Annotated in this window: 13 protein-coding genes; 4 read left to right on the top strand and 9 right to left on the bottom strand. The window is 56.7% G+C overall.

Annotated elements, in window-relative coordinates:
* Positions 1-5 precede the first annotated feature (5 nt).
* Positions 6-1160: an LLM class flavin-dependent oxidoreductase gene (locus AAC621_RS10350; RefSeq protein WP_340255269.1), complete on the bottom strand. Its 1155-nt coding sequence runs from the start codon at positions 1158-1160 to the stop codon at positions 6-8.
* A gap of 125 nt (positions 1161-1285) precedes the next feature.
* Here AAC621_RS10350 and AAC621_RS10345 point away from each other — a divergent pair, with 125 nt between their 5' ends.
* From AAC621_RS10345 to AAC621_RS10335, 3 genes are all read left to right on the top strand, one after another.
* Positions 1286-2005 carry a GntR family transcriptional regulator gene (locus AAC621_RS10345; RefSeq protein WP_340255266.1) on the top strand — a complete coding sequence of 240 codons (720 nt, stop codon included), beginning with the start codon at positions 1286-1288 and terminating at the stop codon, positions 2003-2005.
* Positions 2006-2014: 9 nt separating this feature from the next.
* Positions 2015-3136: a Gfo/Idh/MocA family protein gene (locus tag AAC621_RS10340; protein WP_340255263.1), complete on the top strand. Its 1122-nt coding sequence runs from the start codon at positions 2015-2017 to the stop codon at positions 3134-3136.
* Between the two features lie 342 nt (positions 3137-3478).
* A complete protein-coding gene (locus AAC621_RS10335) occupies positions 3479-4402 on the top strand; it encodes a 3-hydroxyacyl-CoA dehydrogenase NAD-binding domain-containing protein (protein WP_340255260.1) in 924 nt (307 codons plus the stop codon).
* A 61-nt stretch (positions 4403-4463) separates the two neighbouring features.
* On the opposite strand, the gene AAC621_RS10330 is transcribed toward AAC621_RS10335, so the two are convergent.
* The 7 genes from AAC621_RS10330 to xdhA are packed head-to-tail and all read right to left on the bottom strand — an operon-like array spanning position 4464 to position 13646.
* On the bottom strand, positions 4464-5546 hold the full coding sequence (locus AAC621_RS10330) for a BMP family ABC transporter substrate-binding protein (protein ID WP_340255257.1): 1083 nt from the start codon (positions 5544-5546) through the stop codon (positions 4464-4466).
* A 51-nt stretch (positions 5547-5597) separates the two neighbouring features.
* Complete coding sequence (locus AAC621_RS10325) at positions 5598-6503, bottom strand: ABC transporter permease (RefSeq protein ID WP_340255254.1); 906 nt, start codon at positions 6501-6503, stop codon at positions 5598-5600.
* Positions 6503-7588 carry an ABC transporter permease gene (locus AAC621_RS10320; RefSeq protein WP_340255251.1) on the bottom strand — a complete coding sequence of 362 codons (1086 nt, stop codon included), beginning with the start codon at positions 7586-7588 and terminating at the stop codon, positions 6503-6505. Before AAC621_RS10320 ends, AAC621_RS10325 begins: the two co-directional genes overlap by 1 nt.
* Complete coding sequence (locus AAC621_RS10315) at positions 7581-9092, bottom strand: ABC transporter ATP-binding protein (protein WP_340255246.1); 1512 nt, start codon at positions 9090-9092, stop codon at positions 7581-7583. Before AAC621_RS10315 ends, AAC621_RS10320 begins: the two co-directional genes overlap by 8 nt.
* Positions 9089-10012, bottom strand: a complete 924-nt coding sequence (xdhC, locus tag AAC621_RS10310) for a xanthine dehydrogenase accessory protein XdhC (RefSeq protein ID WP_340255242.1) — start codon at positions 10010-10012, stop codon at positions 9089-9091. Before xdhC ends, AAC621_RS10315 begins: the two co-directional genes overlap by 4 nt.
* Entirely contained in the window at positions 10009-12291 is a 2283-nt protein-coding gene (gene xdhB / locus AAC621_RS10305) for a xanthine dehydrogenase molybdopterin binding subunit (RefSeq protein ID WP_340255237.1), read from the bottom strand. Before xdhB ends, xdhC begins: the two co-directional genes overlap by 4 nt.
* Positions 12288-13646, bottom strand: coding sequence for a xanthine dehydrogenase small subunit (xdhA, locus tag AAC621_RS10300; protein WP_340256470.1), 1359 nt, complete (start codon positions 13644-13646; stop codon positions 12288-12290). The genes xdhB and xdhA overlap by 4 nt, the downstream gene beginning before the upstream one ends.
* 218 nt (positions 13647-13864) lie before the next feature.
* Between xdhA and AAC621_RS10295 the strand changes: the two genes are divergently transcribed.
* Positions 13865-15241 carry an 8-oxoguanine deaminase gene (locus AAC621_RS10295; protein ID WP_340255232.1) on the top strand — a complete coding sequence of 459 codons (1377 nt, stop codon included), beginning with the start codon at positions 13865-13867 and terminating at the stop codon, positions 15239-15241.
* On the opposite strand, the gene AAC621_RS10290 is transcribed toward AAC621_RS10295, so the two are convergent.
* A complete protein-coding gene (locus AAC621_RS10290) occupies positions 15238-16242 on the bottom strand; it encodes a Gfo/Idh/MocA family oxidoreductase (RefSeq protein WP_340255227.1) in 1005 nt (334 codons plus the stop codon). The two genes, AAC621_RS10295 and AAC621_RS10290, sit on opposite strands and share 4 nt — an antisense overlap.
* Positions 16243-16325: the final 83 nt, after the last annotated feature.

The following is a 16325-nucleotide window of genomic DNA, read 5'->3' as shown; positions in this document are numbered from 1 at the left end:
TTTGGTCATTTGCGAACGCCTCCGCCTAGGGGTGTATTTGGCAATGTAGCGGGCACGCGGCCATATTCATGGGGCAAAGAGCAAGTTTTCATCTGCGGCAACACGCGGCTGCCAAAATGCTCTGCCTCGTCTTTGTGCGGATACCCCGAAAGAATAAAGGCGCGAATGCCCATTTTCTGGTATTCCTCAAGCCGTGACAAAACCTGATCTGTAGAGCCAACAAGCGCCGCCCCACAGCCAGACCGCGCGCGGCCAACACCCGTCCAAAGATGGGGTTCGATATAGCCGGCATCATCCGCAATCTCGCGGTTTTTCGACTGGTGGCTCACCCCAAGGGATTTGGCATCAAGCGCGCGATTGCGGATCGCGTCCCCCTGATCCTTGTCAAGTTTCGAAACGATATATTCGGCATATTCGCGCGCTTCGGCCTCGGTGTCGCGCACAATCACATGGACGCGCAGACCGTAATCAAGCGTGCGCTTATAACGCTCGGCCACGGCATTCACGGCCTGCATCCGTCCACGCAACTCTTCCTCGCGCTCAGGCCACATGAGATAGACATCACAATGCTGACCGCAAAGCTCAAGCGCATCAGGCGAGTAACCTCCGAAATACAGCAGCGGCCCGCCTTTTTGATAGGGACGCGCGGGATCTGTGGTCAGGCCTTCAAAGTTATAAACTTCGCCTTTGTAATTGATCTCGTCCTGCGTCCATGCCTGCTTCAGGATTTCCACAACCTCGCGCGAACGCTGATAGCGAAATGAACTGTCGGCCACCTCACCGGGAAAATCCGAAGAGATGATGTTAACAGTCAGGCGGCCTTCCAGCATGTGATCGAGTGTTGCGATGGTGCGCGCCAACATAATGGGCTGCATCTCGCCACAGCGCACAGCCGCCAGCAGGTTAATCTTGGAGGTGATCGGCGCACAGCCCGCAACGAAGCTCAGCGTGTCTTGTCCCACCTGATAGGACGAGGGGCACAGCACATTGCGAAAGCCGTGGTTTTCAGCGGTTTTCACAATATCCGAGCAATGCGCAAAAGATGAGCGCAACGCCCCATCTGGCACGCCCAAGAATTGATAATCATCCGAGCAAAGCGCAGCAAACCACGATACTTCGGCGGCATCTAGATCGGCAGATGTGATGGGAACCACGCTCAAATCTCTTCTCCCCTCCCTGCGGCGCGTTGATCTGATCGTCATCGCTGCCGCTTGACTTTCCCCGAAATTAGCCGTGTCCTTGATCTGGATCAATAGTGTATCAATTTTTTCGAAAGGCCGCTTCGATGCGCGATCAAATCGACCGCAGACCCGCCTCATCGGCACTGCCGCTTTACGTACAATTAAGCGAGGTCTTGATCCGTGAAATCGCAGCGGGACGCCTGCCCGATGGCAGCCGCCTGCCGCCCGAACGCACGCTGGCTGCGCAGTATCAAACCACGGTGCGCACATTGCGAAAATCCCTCGATATTCTTGAAGAAAAAGGTCTTTTGCGCCGCGTGCAGGGTTCTGGAAATTATGTGCAATCAAGCGCACAGATCAGTTCGATTTACTCGATGTTTCGCCTCGAACTTCGCACAGGCGGCGGGCTGCCAAGCGCGCAAGTTTTTGCGTTGGACTATCTCGCGAAACCCGCCGATCTGCCCAGTTTTGGCACGGCCTCGCATGCCACGCGAATCCGCCGTTTGAGGTTCCTCAATTCTCTGCCAGTGGCGGTGGAGGAGATCTGGCTAGACGGGGCTGCGGGCCGATTGGAGGCCGAAAAGCTGTCTGATTCGTTGTATCTGACCTATCGTGTGCAATTAGGCCTGCGGATCCTTCAAGCTGAGGATTATGTCAGCATCGCCCCCATCCCCGATTGGGTGCCGCCCGATTTCGCGCGCCCAGCCACAAGCCCCGCCCCCTTTGTTGAGCGTTACAGCCATGCAGATGGTCGGGGCATCATTGAATATTCCCGAAATTGGATTGACCACACGCGTGCACATTATGTGCAGCGTCTAAAGTAGAGAGGACAAATGTCTCAAATCACACGCTACGGCATCATCGGTTGCGGTATGATGGGCCAAGAACATCTGCAAAATATCGCCCTGCTAGACGGGGCGGAGGTGGCCGCGATTTTCGAGCCCGATGCAGGTATGGCTGCGAAATCACTGGCCCTTGCACCGAAGGCCACGCTTTACGATAGCCTTGAGGCACTGGTGGCCCATCCCGATCTCGATTGTTACCTGATCGCCAGCCCAAATTTCCGCCATGTCGAGCAGTTAACATATCTCGCCATACATCGCCCCCTGCCCGTCCTCGTGGAAAAGCCGCTCTTTACGGATCCCGCGCAACAAGACAGCCTGCGCGAGATCCGTGACAACTATCCCGCGCCTATTTGGGTCGCGATGGAATATCGTTATATGCCGCCAATCACCGCCTTCCTTGAGGCCGCCGAAGGGGCCACAGGGGGGATCAAGATGCTGTCTTTGCGCGAGCATCGCTTTCCTTTCCTTGAAAAGGTTGGCGATTGGAACCGCTTTAACCGCTATACTGGCGGGACATTTGTTGAGAAATGCTGCCATTTCTTTGACCTGATGCGCCTCGCCCTGAAATCGGAACCCGTGCGGGTGTTGGCCTCGGGTGGGATGGATGTGAACCACCGAGACGAGGCCTATGACGGCGAGACGCCAGATATCCTCGATAATGGGTTTGTCATCGTGGATTTCGCCAATGGCGCGCGGGCGCTGCTCGAACTGTGCATGTTCGCTGAAGGCAGCCGCTATCAAGAAGAGGTCTGCGCCACTGGCCCTAAGGGCAAGATTGAGGCCTATGTGCCCGGCCCCGGTCGGTTCTGGCCCAATCATTTGGGCGAGGCCCCAATCCCGCAATTGATTGAAAGCCCACGAGACCCCAAAGGACCTATCGCCCGCGACATCGCTGTCGACCCGACCCTATTGGCAGCAGGCGACCATAATGGATCAACCTTTTATCAGCATCAGAAATTCTTAGATTTGGTGCGCGGTAAAAGCCAAGCACCCGAAGTCAGCCTCAACGATGGCTACATGGCCGTCATTATGGGAATGGCTGCACAAATTTCGATGAAGGAACATCGCGCTGTAGAGATTTCAGAACTTACCCGCGCGATGGATGGGTAACTGAAAGATGCCCCATCACCTGCTAGTGGCAGGTGATGGGGAAATCCGAGGCAAGCCTCAGCCTGGAACTTTGTTTGCCGCAGGCGCTTCGATTGGCGCCGCAACGGGCTGCGAAGAGCACGCCGACAGAGCAACAAGCGCTGTGATGCAAACTGCAACAGATAGTTTTTTCATGATTAATTACTCCTTATGGGCAGTTGTATGGAATCAAATCCACGCACAACAGTCAATAACTACTAGATGTCGTGGAGGGTTAAGTTATCATTATTTCATATTACGAGGATGTAATTCATGTATTTGAAATTGTTAATAAACAATAAAAATACCTAAAAAGTTTCATATATGTCGAATTTACGCCAAATTGGAATTGTTGGAGGTGGTTTGATCGGTCTGAGTTGGGCCGCTTTAGCGTCATCATTGGGTCATAAAGTGGTCATTATCGACCCCGACCCTGAATGCAGCCACAATCTTTCAGCCTTTTTGGCCCATGCATGGCCAAACCTGGCAGAATTGGGGTTGGCCCATCAGCCGACTGCGCCTGATGTCAGCCCAGATTATGCGGCTCTTAAAGGGGCCAGATTTGTCCAAGAAAATGCGCCAGAGCGGATCGCGGTCAAGCATGAGGTGATCCGCCAAATCGAGGCTCAGGTCGGGGCTGAGGTCGTGATTGCGTCAAGCACCTCGTCACTCATGGCAAGTGATTTACAGCAGGGCGCCAAACACCCTGAGCGCATCTTGGTGGCGCATCCAATGAACCCGCCGCATCTGATCCCGATGGTTGAACTGGTTGCAGGCCGCCTCACCTCACCAGAGGCAATGGGTCAAGCCGAAGCGCATTATCATGCTCTGCACCGCGTGCCCATTCGCGCAAAGCGAGAGGTGCAAGGCCACATCGCCAACCGACTGACCGCAGCACTCTATCGCGAAGCGGTCAATCTTGTGGCCAAAGGAATTGCGGATGTCGCCGATATTGATCGCGCCATTGCCAATGGGCCAGGTCTGAGATGGGCCTTGATGGGGCCACATCTCACCTACCACTTGGGCGGTGGCGCGGGCGGCTATCGCGCTTATCTTGACCATCTTGGCCCCACGCAAGAGGCGCGATGGAAAGACCTTGGTCATCCCGAACTGACCGAGGCACTCAAGGCGGAATTGGTTGCAGGTGTCGAAGCGGAATTGGCGAGCATGGGCGGCGCAGATTTGCGCGCGCGCCGCGATGCTGCATTGGTGGCGCTTCTACGCCTAAAGGGAGATCAGGCACTATAACCCACCGCAAAGAAAAAGTGGGCGCAGATGCGCCCACTTTCACGCCCAATAAGGGTTGGGATCAGGACGGGATATCGCCCTCGACCCCTTCGACATAGAAGAACATACCCGCAAGGTCGCCATCGGACGCGGTTTCGCCCTCAGCCAACCATGGGCTGCCATCTTGCTTGTTGATCGGCCCTGTGAACGGATGATATTCACCCGCCGCGATTGCATCGCGCAGCGCTTCGGCCTCGGCCTTCACGTCTGCGGGCACAACATTGGAAATCTCGCCAATGCCAACCATTCCTGCGCTGATGCCATCCCACGTGTTCACGGATGACCACGTGCCATCGATCACCGCCTGGACGCGGTCGATGTAATAGGGCGCCCAGTTGTCGATGATCGAAGAAATACGGGGCATCGGGCCATATTCCGCCATATCTGCCGCCTGACCAAATGTATAAACGCCCCCTGCCTCACGCGCGGCCTGATGCGGCGCGGTCGAGTCGGTGTGCTGCAGAACAACGTCACAGCCCTGTTCAATCAATGCCTTGGCCGCATCTGCTTCTTTCGCGGGGTTCAGCCATTCAAAGATCCAGATGATCTTGAATTCCACATCAGGGTTGACCTTTTTGGCGTGGATATAGGCCGAGTTGATGCCACGGATCACCTCAGGAATTGGCACAGACGCGATATAGCCAATCTTGTTGGTGGTGGTGACACGACCCGCCAATGTGCCTTGGATCGCGCGACCTTCATAGAAGCGCGCGGAATAGACAGACACGTTATCCGCCTGCTTATAGCCTGTTGCGTGTTCGAACTTCACATCAGGGAAATTCGCAGCCACGTTCACGGTTGGATCCATAAAGCCGAAGGATGTGGTAAAGATAATATCCGCACCACCCAAAGCCATTTGGGTGATCGCACGCTCGGCATCTGGGCCTTCTGGGACGCTCTCTTGATAGACAAATTCAACCGCATCGCCAAAATGCTCGACCATTTCCATTGCGGAGTGATGGTGGTGCTGTGTCCAGCCACCATCATTGATCGGGCCAACATAGATAAAGCCTACCTTGGTCTTGTCCTGCGCGCGCGCCGGCATGCCCATTGCTGCGGCAAGGGCGGCACCTGCGCCAGTCGCAAGTAGTGTTCTGCGTTTCATAATTACTCTCCCGGTTTGCCAGAGATCAGGCTCTGGTCGTTGCTGAAACCCTCATGACGAGGGGTGAAAGGGTTTGCCCAATGAGGCAGGCGCCCGTCCTGCGCGTATCATCACAAGGACGATGATGGTCGCAAGGTATGGGGCCATTGACAGATATTCGACAGGAATTTTCAAGCCTTCTGCCTGCAAATTAAGCTGAAGAACAGTGACACCGCCAAAAAGATAGGCACCTGCAATCAAGCGCCATGGCTTCCAAGAGGCGAAAACCACAATAGCCAAAGCAATCCAGCCTGCGCCTGCTGTGATCCCGTCAATCCATTGGGGCACGCGGACAAGGCTGATATAGGCCCCTGCAAGCCCTGCACAGGCCCCACCAAATACAATCGCAAGAACGCGCACACGGCGCACATTATACCCTAGCGCATGCGCGGCTTCGTGATTCTCACCCACAGCCCGCAGGATCAGACCCGCACGGCTATATTTCAAAAACGCCCAAACCCCCGCCACGATGGCAATGCTCAGATAGACCATCAGATCATGACGAAACAGGATCGGCCCCAAAACCGGAATATCGGACAAAATGGGGAAAGAGAGCTTCGCCACGGTCAAATCAGGTGATCCAACCGCATCTTGCCCGATCAGCGATGACAGGCCCAGGCCGAACATCGTCAGGCCCAAACCTGTGGCGACCTGATTGGTCAAAAGAAATTGGGTCAATACGGCAAAGACCAAGGAAACGACTGCACCCGCACTAGCCGCCCCCAGAAAGCCGAAATAAGGGTTGCCGCTTGAATGGCCCGCAATATAGCCGCAGACCGCGCCGACAATCATCATCCCCTCAACCCCAAGGTTCAGCACCCCCGCGCGCTCGACCACCAACTCACCGATTGCCGCAAGCAAGATCGGCGTTGAGGCCACCATCAGCGCGGCCAAAAGCAGGATTGGATTGATATCCATCAGCGCGCCTCCCCTTGGCCGAATTTGAAGCGATAATTGGTCAACACATCCACAGCCAAAAGGCAAAAGAGCAACATGCCCTGAAAGGTCAAAATTGCCGCTGCAGGCAGGTTCAACTGTGCCTCAGCCGCCTGTCCACCGATATAGGTCAGCGCCATGATGAGCCCCGCAAAAAGAATGCCCACAGGATGCAACCGCCCCAAAAAGGCCACGATAATTGCGGTAAACCCGTAAAAGGCGGGGAAAGAACCAAGGATCTGCCCCGATGGCCCTGCCACCTCAAACAATCCTGCAAGTCCCGCAAGCGCGCCCGATATACCCATACATAAGATCACAAGGCGATTAGCATTGACCCCTGCGAATCCCGCCGCCCGCGGGCTTTGCCCCGCAAGGCGCACGTTGAAGCCAAACTGATGTCGGGTGAATAGGATATAGGCCCCCACCACGGCCATCAGCGCCGCTAAAGCCCCCCAATGAAAGCCTGTGTTGGGGATCAAATCCAAATTGGCGGCCGATGGGTATTGCCGCAAATTGCGGCTTCCAGGCATGCCAAACCCCTCGGGGTTGCGCAAAAGGCCAATGGAAAAGGCCTTGATCAAAACCTCGGCCACATAGACCAGCATCAGCGATACAAGGATTTCGTTGGTCTTGAACACCACCCGTAAAATCGCAGGGATCATCGCCCAAAGAAGCCCCCCCAAGAGCCCCGCAACGATCATCAGCGGAAAGATCAACCAGCGCGCCTCCATCGGGTAAAAGGCCAAGGCCACTCCTGCCCCGCAAATTGCGCCGATGATATACTGACCTTCGGCACCGATATTCCAAATTCCCGCCCGAAACCCAAAGGACAGCCCCACGGCGATCAGCACCAAAGGGGCAGCTTTCTTGACAATCTCGGGGCGGTAAAAATGCGCAAAGGGGCCAAAGATTGGATCCCAGAAAATCGTCTTGATCGCGATCAATGGGTCTTTGCCCAAAATCGCAAACAGACCCATGCCAAGAATGATGGTCAAAATCACCGCCAAGACGGGCGCGCCATATGTCCACCCGCGCGAAGGCTGTGGCCGTTTCTCAAGCCTAAGCATGGGCCACCTCCAGATCATGCGCACCACCGAGCATCAACCCGATTTTCTCCATGGTCAGCCCCGATGTTGGCACCGCTTGTGATAAGGTGCCTTCGTTCAATGCCGCGAAGCGGTCAGTGATTTCCAACACCTCCTCAAGGTCTTGCGAGATCACAAGCACCGCTGATCCTGCACTGGCCAAGTCCAGCAAGGCCTGACGGATCGCAGCCGCGGCCGCAGCATCAACGCCCCATGTGGGTTGGTTGATCACCAAAACGCGCGGGTTTTGGCTGATCTCGCGCCCGATTACGAATTTCTGCAAATTCCCGCCCGACAGCGCACGCGCGGCGGTTTCGGGGCTTGGCGTGCGCACATCGAAACGCGCGATCACCTCTTGGGCGAAGGCCCGACTGCGCGGCCAATCAATAAACCCGTTTTTCAACAAAGAAAGCCGCGTTTTCGCGGTCATCAATGCGTTTTCCACTAGGCTCATATCGGGGGCGGCGGCGTGGCCATTACGCTCCTCTGGCGCGGCACAAAGGCCAAGGGCGCGGCGGGCATTTGGCCCATCGGCGCCAATACCCTGACCCTCTAATAGGATCATATCAGCATGTGTGCGCATCTCTCCGGACAGGGCTGCGACCAATTCATCCTGACCATTGCCCGCAACACCTCCGATCCCCAAGACCTCGCCCGCTTGTAGGGTAAAGCTGATCTCTTTCAGGCTTGTTCCGAATTGGTGCGGCGCGGGCGCGCTCAGGCCCAATACTTGCAACAAGGGCTGTCCAGTGAAGACAGCCGCGCGTTTTGGCGCGGTAAGGGTCTTGCCCACCATCATCTCGGCCATGTCACGGTTGCTCATTTCGCGTGGGTCAAAGGTGCCCACAACCTCACCTTGGCGCAAAACAGTAGCGTGCTCACACAAAGCGCGGATTTCCTCAAGTTTGTGCGAAATATAAAGGATTGATGTCCCTTCAGACGCCAATAGACGCAATGTGCCAAACAGGATATCGACCTCTTGCGGGGTCAGGACGCTGGTTGGCTCATCCATGATCAAAAGCTTGGGATTCTGCAGCAAACAGCGAATGATCTCGACCCGTTGCCGCTCGCCCGCTGATAGATCGCCCACAATCCGATCAGGCGATAAAGGCAGCCCATAATTCTCAGATGCAGCCCGAATTTGCGCTGCAAGGTCCTGCGTCTTGGGTGGGTTTTCCATACCAAGCGCAATATTCTCCGCCACGCTCATTGCGTCAAACAGCGAGAAATGCTGAAACACCATCGCGACGCCTGCGGCGCGCGCAGCGCGCGGGTCACTGGGGGCAAATGGCGCGCCCTCAAGCAGCATCTGCCCCTCATCGGGGCGCACAAGACCATAGATGGTCTTGACCAAGGTCGACTTGCCTGCACCATTTTCGCCAAGCACGGCGTGGATCTGGCCCTTGTCGATATCAAAGCTAACATCGCTATTCGCGATGACGCCTGGATAGGCTTTGGTCAGTCCCTGCAATTCAAGAAGCTTCACATTGCCCCCGTGTTTTTATGTGCTGCCTCTTCTGCCCGAGACAGCAAGGCTGTGGCAACCCCCAAGGCAATGGCCTGCGGGTGTTTGCCCAAGGATATATCCCCTATTGGGCAGGATATGCGTGAAATTTGTGCGATGCTATGACCAAGCGCCGATAATCTGCCTTTAAACCGCGCCCATTTTGTGGCTGACCCGATTAATCCTGCGCTGCCAAACTCATGACCAAGCAGGGCATGGCACAGTTCGAGATCAAGGGAGTGGCTATGGGTCACGATGATATGATCAGCCGCCTTTGGCGCGTGGCGCACCACCCCTTGCGGCTTCTGCACGATCAATGACGTGACATTGGGGGGGATGACCTCGGGAAATCGAGACTGCGCGATATCCACCCAAGTCAGGGCTAGATCAGGCAAAGGCGCAAGCACACCCACCAAGGCCTGCCCTACATGACCCGCCCCCCAGATCCAAATTTGATGCGGGGCGGCAGGCCCAGTTTCGATCAGCCAATCCCCAACAACAGCAGGGCTGTGGGATGGATGCAGACGCTCGGCTGCGCGCGCGATTTTTGCGCCCCAATGCGCATTTGGTCCAAGCGGCCGCGCATAGGGCAAACTGTCAGGAATATCTTTCGCAAAGACCTCGAACACCACGCTGACGAACCCGCCGCAGCATTGACCCAAATGTGGCCCAAGCGGATAGTTCCGCACCGCGATCCCGCCTTGCGGCAGCATCGCGCGGGCCTCTGCCACAGCCTCCCATTCAAGACGCCCCCCGCCAATTGTGCCCTCTTGACCTTCGGCCCAAACGATCATGGAGGTGCCCGCCTCGCGCGGGACAGACCCCGCCGTGCGCGTGATCAAAATCCGCACAAACGGCCCCCGTGCCGCACAAGCGCGCAAATATGCCAAATCAAGGCTCATGGTTGCAAGCCTTGGATGGCGCGCAAAATACGTTCAGGCGTTGCAGGTGCATCCAGATTTGGATAGCCCCCACCGCAGGCCGAAATTGCGTCTGACACAGCCAGAAAGGCGGATATGCCCAGCATAAAGGGCGGCTCACCCACCGCCTTTGAGCGATAAATCGTGGCTTCGGGGTTTTCACCATCCACAAGCGCCACGTTAAAAATCGCGGGCCGATCCGAACAGGCAGGTATTTTATAGGTGGATGGCGCATGGGTGCGCAAATGGCCCCGATCATCCCAGACCAATTCCTCGGTCATAAGCCATCCCGCGCCTTGGACATAGCCGCCCTCAACCTGCCCGCGATCAAGCGCAGGGTTCAGCGATGCGCCCACATCATGCAAAATATCGGCGCGCAAGATACGGTTCTCGCCCGTCAATCGGTCAATGACCACCTCACTCACGGCGGCACCATGCGCAAAATAAAAGAAGGGCCTGCCCTGCCCTGCGGCGCGATCCCATGACAAATCGGGGGTTTTGTAAAATCCCGTGGCCGAAAGCCCAACGCGCGCCTGATAACAGGCCGCCACAGCCTTGGCGAAACTGATATTTTGGTCGCCCCACATGACACGGCCATCGGCAAACCGCACCTCTGCCCCTTGGCCCAGAAACTCGGCCATGCGGGAGCGAATGGCGTCACACGCGGCCAGAACTGCCATCCCGTTCAGATCACTCCCTGATGAGGCCGCGGTGGCCGAAGTATTAGGAACCTTGGCCGTGTCGGTCGCGGTGATCTTTACCTGATCAACCCCAACCCCAAAACGGCTTGCCGCCACTTGGGCCAATTTTTGGAATAGGCCCTGTCCCATTTCCGTGCCGCCATGGTTCATCATAATTGACCCATCTTGATACAGATGGACCAGCGCACCCGCCTGATTGAGATGGGTGAGGGTGAAGGAAATTCCGAATTTCACCGGGGAAAACGCAATGCCACGTTTCAGGATGGGCGAGGTTTCATTCCACGCTGCAATTTCTGCACGCCGCGCTGCGTAATCGCAATCAGACAGCAGTTGATCTGTCATCTCATGCAGCAGAAAATCGCGCACCTCCATCCCATAGGGGGTGGTGTTCGCAAGCCCTGCACGCGCGGCGCTCTTTGGGGCAGCATAGTAATTTCTGCGCCGCACAATTGCGGGATCAAGGCCCAAATCATGGGCGATATGATCCATCACCCGTTCAATCCCCAAAACGCCCTGCGGCCCCCCAAACCCGCGAAAGGCCGTAGCCGATTGCATATTGGTCTTTAACCGCAGCGAAGTGATTTCCGCATGGGGCAAAAGATAGGCGTTATCGGCGTGCAACATAGCGCGATCCGCAACGGGTGCGGTTAAATCCTGCGCCCAGCCGCCCCGCGTGATCTGCGTGAACCGCACCGCTTCGATCTGGCCTTGATCATCAAAGCCCACATCATAGGCAATACGAAAATCATGCCGTTTGCCCGTGATGATCATGTCATCATCGCGATCATAGCGCATTTTGCAGGCGCGCCCTGTCTGAAGCGCAGCCACGGCACAGGCCACAGCCAATGCGTTGCCTTGGCTTTCCTTGCCGCCAAAGCCACCCCCCATACGCCGACACTCCACCCGCACCCCATGCATGGACAGGCCCAAAGCATCGGCCACTTTGTGCTGTATCTCAGTCGGGTGTTGGGTCGAGCTGTGGATCACCATATCCCCGCCCTCTTGTGGAAGGGCCAAGGCGACTTGACCTTCCAGATAGAAATGCTCTTGCCCGCCCATGGTGATTTCACCTTGCAGGCGGCGCTTTGCCTGACCAAGAGCGGCTGTTGTGTTCCCCTTGGCCCAAACACGCGGGCCATCTTCAAAATAACTCTCCGCGGCCAGTGCATCCTCAATGCTGAGGATCGGTGGCTCCGCCTCAATCTCAATCTGCAAAAGCCGCGCAGCTTTGCGCGCCGCAAGGTGAGTATCTGCCACAACCAAGGCCACGGGCTGCCCCATGTAATGCACCCGATCTGTCGCCAATAAAGGTTCGTCATGCACCGAAGGGCTGACATCATTGGCAAAGGGCAGATCAGCAGCAACAAGCACCGCGACCACGCCTGGTGCGGCCTTCATAGCGGCAAGATCCAACCCGCGGATCACCCCACGCGCCACGGGCGACAGGGCAAAGGCCAGATGCAAGCAGCCCTGCGGAGTTGGAATATCATCGACATAGCGCGCGCCCCCCGTAACGTGCAGGCGCGCGCTGTCATGGGCCATGGGGGCGTGAACGCTCATGGGGTCACCTCCAGCACGGATAGGGGTGTGCCTTGGCGTTCGGCGTAATAGCGCCACATCATGCCTTGCGCCGCTGCCATCCGATAGGCGGCTGATGCCCGCATGTCAGAGAGCGGCGTGAAATCATTAGCTAAGGCTGCGGCAGCAGCCGCGATTGTAGCCTCGCCCCAAGGTTGGTCGATCAACGCGGCCATTGCCGCGCGGGCCAGTTTGGGCGTTCCTGCCATACCGCCAAATGCCAGACGCGCGTCTTGAACAATACCATTTTTGACCACGACATTGAACGCACCGCAAACGGCAGAAATATCCTGATCAAAGCGTTTCGACAGTTTGTAACACCGCAAATCAGGCGCGGATTTCAGCAAAGTGACCGCTTCGAGAAATTCCCCGCTTGCGCGGTCTTGGTGGCCGTAGTCGATAAAGAAATCTTCAATCTCAATCGCACGCCGCACATCGCCCTTGCGCAAATGCAGACGCGCGCCAAGCGCAATCAATGCGGGCGGGTTATCCCCAATGGGTGAGCCATTCGCGATATTCCCGCCGATTGTGGCGGCGTTTCTTACCTGCTCTGACCCATAGCGGCGGATCATCTCGGCATAACTGGGGTGATACTGCGCCATCACCTGATGCACCTGCGCCATGCTAACCATTGCGCCCAAGCGAATTTCATCTTCGTCCAACTGCACATCAGCCAGATCAGCGCATTGGTTGAGAAAAATCACCTCGTCAAAATCGCGCAACTGTTTGGTTACCCAAAGGCCTATATCGGTGGCCCCCGCAATCAATAAGGCGTCAGGTTTTGCAGCATAAAGCGTTGCCAATTCATCGCTGTTTTGCGGGGCATGGATGCTTTTTTGTGCTGTGGCCACCCATGCTGCATCGCGCGCAAGCCACGCGGGTTGCGCGCCATCTTCGGCCGCTTGTGCCGCGCGGATAATCGGGGCATAGCCCGTGCAACGGCACAAATTGCCTGCCAAAACCGTGTCGTGATCACGGCGCCCATTGGCATGGCCTGCGACCATCGAAGCAATAAAGCCGGGCGTGCAAAAGCCGCATTGCGACCCGTGATGCGTAATCATGGCCTCTTGGACAGGGTGCAGCGCGTCAGCACCAATGCCCTCAACGGTGCGAATGGCTTTGCCATCAATCTGGGGCAAAAACAGAATGCAGGCATTAACCGCGCGAACCCCGTCAAGATCCTGAACCACCACGCTGCAGGCCCCACAATCGCCCTCGTTGCACCCTTCCTTTGTGCCCGTCAGACCCCGCGCTCCGCGCAGCCAATCGAGCAATGTCGCAGTGGGATGGGTCGAGACCTGCACGGCCTCTCCATTCAGAAGAAACGAAACCTCCATCGAGAATTTAACCTGCCGCTTTACCCCGTCATATGCCGTCACATCCTCAGGCGTCGATGCGGCGTAGAGACCTGAGCGGCTGTGTTAACAACAATGAAAGCGAGGGTTTTCGCGTTTGGCAAGAATTTTGTCGCGCCGCCCGCAGCCAAAACGCTTAACTTGCACGCAAATGCCCGTATATGATGCAGACTTGCACGATAACCAACAGGACGGCACCCATGGCGCAAGAGACGCTTTTGATCAAACACGCAGATCTTCTGTGCACGATGGAGGCGCGCCCAGATGCGCCCTATGGCGATGAGATCACCGATGGCGCGCTGTTCGCACGCGGCGGGGTGATCGAGGCGGTTGGAAAAACCGCGGATTTGCCGCAAAGCGCAGATTGCGTGATTGATATGCGCGGCCATGTGGTGATCCCAGGAATGGTGAACACCCATCACCATATGTTCCAAAACCTCACCCGCGCCGTGCCTGCAGCGCAAAACGCACCGCTTTTTGGTTGGTTGCAGACCCTTTACCCCATCTGGTGCAATATCGGGCCAGATCATATTTATTGGTCAGGGGCCTTGGCCATGGCGGAATTGGCGATGACGGGCTGCACAACCTCCTCTGATCATCTGTATCTCTATCCCAATGGCGCGCGGCTTGAAGATAGCTTTGCCGCTGCCGAAGATATCGGTTTGCGCTTTCACGGCACTCGCGGCTCGATGAGCATTGGCGAAAGCAAAGGGGGGCTTCCCCCAGATCGTCTGACCGAAGCCGAACCCGCCATTCTGGCCGATTGCCAACGCCTGATCGAAACCCATCATGACGCCAGCCGCTATGCCATGCGGCGGGTGGCTTTGGCCCCGTGTTCGCCTTTCTCCGTCAGCATGGATTTGATGCGTGAAACCGCCACTATGGCGCGCAGCTACGGGGTCGGGATGCACACGCATCTGGCCGAGAATGTCGAGGATATCGACTATAGCCTTGCGACCTTTGGGATGCGCCCGGGTGAATATATCGAGGCGGTTGGTTGGACAGGCCATGATGTTTGGCACGCCCATTGCGTTCAATTGGATGAGGGCGAGATCAATCTCTTCGCTCGAACAGGCACGGGTATTGCGCATTGCCCCTGCTCGAATATGCGGTTGGCCAGTGGCATTGCACCCGTCCGTCACTGTCTGGATGCGGGGGTTAAGGTGGGGCTTGGGGTTGATGGCTCGGCCTCCAATGACAGCGGCCACATGCTCAATGAGGCGCGCCAAGCCATGCTGCTGCAGCGCGTCATGAAAGGGGGCGATGCGATGACCGCGCGCGAGGCTTTGGCGGTGGCAACCCGTGGCGGCGCGTCTGTTCTAGGCCGCGATGATATCGGGGTGCTTGCCAAGGGCTATGCCGCCGATCTTGCTGCCTTTGATACACGCGGCATCGATTTTGCAGGAGCGCAATGGGATCTCCTTGCAGGTCTGTTGTTCTGCGGCTCAGGCAAGACCAATTACACCATCATCAATGGCAAGGTCATTGTTGAAGAGGGGCAGTTGGTCTGCATGGATATGAGCAAACTCTTGGCAAATCACGCGGCCATGACCCGAGATTTGATGGAACGGGCCTAAGCGTAAAAGGCGGGTTTTTTGATCATTTCAACCCGCTCTTTGACGCCCGAGAGCAAGGCACGCACGCCTGTATCCGCAACAAGGGCGGCGGCATAGCCATCCCATGTGCTGGCAGCCGCTTCTGGCAAAATACCCGTTTGCACAAATCCCATGAAATCGCGATTTTGCGCGACATAGGCATCATGGTAATGACCGCGCCAATCCTCGTCATAGCGGATCGCCGAACTCAGCCGCGCATCAAGGCGGGAATGCGCCACTTTGTTGGTTGAGATACTGCCAAGCTCGCCGACCAATTCTGCGCGCACATCATATCCGTAGGCGGCGTTATTATTGACCTCGACTGTGATCAATTGATCATCATCGGTTTCCAGAACCATCACCACGGGCGCCACAACATCATCGCTGCGCCTAGGCTGATGGGCGGTGATCGTGGTCACCTCCACCCCCAAAAGATACCGCGCGATGTCAAACTCATGCGGCGCGGAATTGGTAATCGCCATGGCCCCCGTGAAACTGGAATAAGGCGTGGCGAGGTTGCGGTGAAAGTTATGCATCATCAAAGCCCGCCCCAACACACCTTTGGCAAGGGCTTCGCGCATATCCAAATAGGCGCGATCATAGCGGCGCATGAAGCCAACCATGATATGGGGCGCCCCTGTCGCCTGTTCGGCGGCCATCACATCCAAACATTCGTCAATCTTTTGGCTTAGGGGCTTTTCACACAAAACCCGCTTGCCGCGTGCAATCAGCGTCTTGGTGTAAGGTGCATGGGTAAAATCGGGCGAGGCGATAATCACCGCATCAATATCTTCGCGCAACAGCGCGGCTTCGGGGTCATCTGTGCAATCAACCGCACTTGTCGCATCAGCCACGGCGCGCGCCCGCGCGCCATCCATGTCGCAGACAAGTTGCAAACAGGCATTCGGCACATCTTGGGCGATGATCTTTGCATGATCCGCCCCCATCACGCCTGCGCCAATGACCGCCACACGCACCACCATCTTGTCCCCTCCCAAGAAACACTTTGGTGCTTTTGCTAAACCCCGAAGGACGGGGGTGCAAAGAAAAAAGGGGGCGCATGGCC

This window comes from Roseobacter sp. HKCC-CH-9208 (assembly GCF_037805125.1).
Lineage (GTDB): Bacteria > Pseudomonadota > Alphaproteobacteria > Rhodobacterales > Rhodobacteraceae > M30B80.
Note: the sequence above shows the minus strand (reverse complement) of the source record. Positions and strands in the feature narration are given on the sequence as shown.

What these genes read in the sequence shown, in the direction of transcription:
- xdhC (WP_340255242.1), bottom strand. Translation starts at nt 10,012, where the DNA reads ATGAGCCTTGATTTGGCATATTTGCGCGCTTGTGCGGCACGGGGGCCG.
- xdhB (WP_340255237.1), bottom strand. Translation starts at nt 12,291, where the DNA reads ATGAGCGTTCACGCCCCCATGGCCCATGACAGCGCGCGCCTGCACGTT.
- AAC621_RS10335 (WP_340255260.1), top strand. Translation starts at nt 3,479, where the DNA reads ATGTCGAATTTACGCCAAATTGGAATTGTTGGAGGTGGTTTGATCGGT.
- AAC621_RS10325 (WP_340255254.1), bottom strand. Translation starts at nt 6,503, where the DNA reads ATGGATATCAATCCAATCCTGCTTTTGGCCGCGCTGATGGTGGCCTCA.
- AAC621_RS10340 (WP_340255263.1), top strand. Translation starts at nt 2,015, where the DNA reads ATGTCTCAAATCACACGCTACGGCATCATCGGTTGCGGTATGATGGGC.
- AAC621_RS10345 (WP_340255266.1), top strand. Translation starts at nt 1,286, where the DNA reads ATGCGCGATCAAATCGACCGCAGACCCGCCTCATCGGCACTGCCGCTT.
- AAC621_RS10295 (WP_340255232.1), top strand. Translation starts at nt 13,865, where the DNA reads ATGGCGCAAGAGACGCTTTTGATCAAACACGCAGATCTTCTGTGCACG.
- AAC621_RS10320 (WP_340255251.1), bottom strand. Translation starts at nt 7,588, where the DNA reads ATGCTTAGGCTTGAGAAACGGCCACAGCCTTCGCGCGGGTGGACATAT.
- AAC621_RS10330 (WP_340255257.1), bottom strand. Translation starts at nt 5,546, where the DNA reads ATGAAACGCAGAACACTACTTGCGACTGGCGCAGGTGCCGCCCTTGCC.
- AAC621_RS10290 (WP_340255227.1), bottom strand. Translation starts at nt 16,242, where the DNA reads ATGGTGGTGCGTGTGGCGGTCATTGGCGCAGGCGTGATGGGGGCGGAT.
- xdhA (WP_340256470.1), bottom strand. Translation starts at nt 13,646, where the DNA reads ATGGAGGTTTCGTTTCTTCTGAATGGAGAGGCCGTGCAGGTCTCGACC.